Here is a 2,968-nt window from a genome sequence, read left to right as displayed (position 1 = left end):
GCGAGGTCGTGCGGGCCCGGAAGCGGGCCCGCCCGACGCCGCGGCGCGGAGGCGCGATGCGCCGGAGACGACGAAGCGTGGCCGCGAGTCCATCGATCAGGGCTCGGGGCCACGCTGCGGTGAGGACTCGTCGGTTCCGGGGACCGGTGGCTCAGCGGCCCTGCCACCGAGGTTCGCGCTGTTCGGCGAACGCGCGCGGACCCTCGACGGCGTCCTCGCTGTGCCTTCGCCGCTGCTCCCATTCGAACGGGGTCGAGAAGGCCTGCTCCAGCGGCATGTCCACGGACCGCATGACCGCCTCCTTGATCGCCCGCACGGCCAGCGGCGCGCTGCGCAGGAGGTCGTCGATCCACTCGTCGACGCATGCGTCCAGGTCGTCGAGCGGGACGACCTGGTTGACCAGTCCCAGTCGGAGCGCCGTCTGCGCGCTCATCCGGCGGCCGGTGAGCAGATGGCCCATGGCGATCTTCAGCGGTAGCTGGCGGGCGAGCCGAAAGGCGCCACCCGCGCCGGGAACCAGGCCCAACCGGGCCTCCGGCAGTGCGAACACCGCGTGTTCGGCGGCGACGATCAGGTCGCAGGCCAGCGCGAGTTCGAAGCCGCCGCCCAGGGCATAGCCGTTCACCCGGGCGATCACCGGCTTGGACAGCTCGAACCGCTCGGTCAGCCGGGGCCAACCGGGTTGGCCGCGACTGCCGAACGTGGACCGGGGTACGCCCGCGCGGTCGAGCCGGGCGCGCTCGCGCAGATCCTGGCCGACCGTGAACGAGCGTTCGCCCGCGCCGGTCAGCACCGCGACCCGCACCTGGTCGTCGGCCTCGACGTCGTCCCAGATCGTGGCCAGTTCCTCGTGCGTGCGCAGGTCCATCGCGTTGAGCACGGCGGGTCGATCCAGGGTGATCCGGGCGACGTGATCCTTCTTCTCGTACCGCACCCGGGGCTGTTCGGCGGCGCTCATCGTGACGGCACCTCCTGTCGGGCGGAGAACCGGTCGACCTTGTCGAGCACGTCCGCGCTGTACATCCGCAGCGCCTGCTGAAGTGCGAACTCGGCCATGTAGTGCCGGAATCGGTCCGGCGACTCGTCGGCGAGATTGAGCATCCGCCGATTGGCCCCCACCGCGGGCTGCTTCAGCCGGTCCAGGCAGTCCTCGACGGCCCGGTCCAGTCGTTCCGGATCGTGCACCTCGTCGACCAGGAGTCGGGCCTCGGGTCCCTGCGCCGGGATCCGCCGGCCTTCGAGGATGATCTGCCGGGCCAGGCGCGGCCCGACGTGCCGGGTCAGGCGGAAGTTGGCGGCGCCCGGGATGATGCCCTCGCGCGCGGCCGGCAGGCTCAGGTAGGCGTCGGACGCGGCCAGGACGTGATCGAAGACGAGCAACAGCTGCATGCCGCCGCCGATCGCGAACGTGTCCACCGCCGCGACCCAGGGTTTGTCGATCGTGGGGCTGTGCCAGGCCGCGTCGTCCTCGACCCGGATGCCGCGCAACAGCTTGTGGATGTAACCCAGTTCCCGGCGGAGCAGGAAGTCGACCAGGGAGATGTCGCCGGCGTTGAGCGCCTTGAGGTTGATGCCGGCGCTGAACACCCGGCGGCCCCGGTAGCGGGGGTGGGTCATCACGCCGCCGCGCACCAGGCCGACGCGCACCGCCGGATCGAGCAGGGCCAGGTCGACGGCGGTCTCCATGTCGTCGACCTGGCGGTTGTCCTCCGCGTTCAGGCAGTCGTCCCGACACAGGGTGAGCCGGGCGGTGCCGGCGACGCGCTCCAGCCGTACCGAATCCAGCTCGATCAAGCCGGTCGCGGTGAACTCCGGCAGCAGCGCGAGCGCCCGCGGTGTGGGCCGCAGCAGTACGTCGAGCAGGTGCCGACCGGATCGCTCCGCGCCGAGGATGCCGGCGAAGAAGATGCCCTGGTCGATCTCGTGGCCCTCCTTGTGGGCCTGCGGACGACCGCGTTCGAGGACGAACTGCTCCGGACCGGGCACCAGTCCGGGAAAGGCGCTCGCGGCCGCCCGGGACAGCTCGGCGAGTCGCAGTCCGCGGGTCCGGCACGCGGTGAGCTCGTCGTACACGGCGTCGGCATGCCGCTCCAGGAAGGCGCGGCGCAACGCGCGGCTACCGTCCTTGGCCGTCGTCGCGGCGATGTGCTGGGCGATCGACCGGTGTTCGGGCGCGGGCAGGACGGCCAGCAGGTCGTCGGTGTGCGCGGCGGCCCGGGCCAGCGTCGAGCGGGCCGGCTCCAGTTCGGCGCGGACGAGGGCCAGGTCCTCGTGCCACTCGGGCCGGGCCCGTTCGCGGATCACGACACGGCTCCGCTGCCGGTCCGGCGCAGGTCCCGGTCGCACGCGGCCAGATGTACGCCCAGGGCCTCCTCGAAGCCGGCCGTGCTCGCGTCGAACAACAACTGGCGTCGGATGGCCAGTTCGGGGCCGGAGAGTTCACCGAGCGGTTCGGCCGCCGCGAGGGCCGCGGACACGTCGTCGGTCACCTCGTCGAGGAGTTGCAGGGCGAGCGCGTCGCGGGCCGGCAGGGGAGTGCCGAAGAGCACCGCCCGGCGGATCGCCGCCGCCGTGCCGCCGGCCCGGTGGGCGAGGCGGTAGACGGCCATGCCCGGCCAGGTGGCGCCGCCTTCCACCGGCACCATCAGGCGCACCGACTCGGTGGCGATGCGGTGGTCGGTGGCCAGGAGCGCGTCCAGGGCCAGACCGCCGCAGTCGCCGTCGGCGACCGCCACGGTGGCCGCGGGCAGTCGCTCCAGGCGCCGCAGGGCGCGTTCCCACTTGCTCACCACGGCCACGGTCAGCCCGGCGGGTCGGGGGCCGTCGGGGGCGCCGGACACGTGCACCACCACCCTGCCCCGGCCGCCCCGATCCTCGGCCGTGTCGCAGACCGCGCCGACCGCCGCGATCGCCTCGACGGTCAGCGGTCGGGCGCCGTCCACCCGCAGTTCCAGGTCGTCGTTCATGC

3 protein-coding genes are annotated in these 2,968 nt (G+C 73.0%); all 3 read right to left on the bottom strand.

From position 1 onward, the window contains the following. Positions 1-151 precede the first annotated feature (151 nt). On the bottom strand, positions 152-958 hold the full coding sequence (dpgD, locus tag OG948_RS03415) for an enoyl-CoA-hydratase DpgD (RefSeq protein WP_406293718.1): 807 nt from the start codon (positions 956-958) through the stop codon (positions 152-154). Then, positions 955-2,223: a (3,5-dihydroxyphenyl)acetyl-CoA 1,2-dioxygenase DpgC gene (dpgC, locus tag OG948_RS03410; protein WP_406300170.1), complete on the bottom strand. Its 1,269-nt coding sequence runs from the start codon at positions 2,221-2,223 to the stop codon at positions 955-957. Before dpgC ends, dpgD begins: the two co-directional genes overlap by 4 nt. 77 nt (positions 2,224-2,300) lie before the next feature. Beyond that, complete coding sequence (dpgB, locus tag OG948_RS03405; RefSeq protein ID WP_406293716.1) at positions 2,301-2,966, bottom strand: enoyl-CoA-hydratase DpgB; 666 nt, start codon at positions 2,964-2,966, stop codon at positions 2,301-2,303. Positions 2,967-2,968: the final 2 nt, after the last annotated feature.

This window comes from Embleya sp. NBC_00888 (genome assembly GCF_045207655.1).
GTDB lineage: Bacteria > Actinomycetota > Actinomycetes > Streptomycetales > Streptomycetaceae > Embleya.
The sequence above is the reverse complement of the archived record's forward strand: the minus strand, read 5'-3'. Positions and strand labels throughout refer to the sequence as shown.

What these genes read in the sequence shown, in the direction of transcription:
- dpgD (WP_406293718.1), bottom strand. Translation starts at nt 958, where the DNA reads ATGAGCGCCGCCGAACAGCCCCGGGTGCGGTACGAGAAGAAGGATCAC.
- dpgB (WP_406293716.1), bottom strand. Translation starts at nt 2,966, where the DNA reads ATGAACGACGACCTGGAACTGCGGGTGGACGGCGCCCGACCGCTGACC.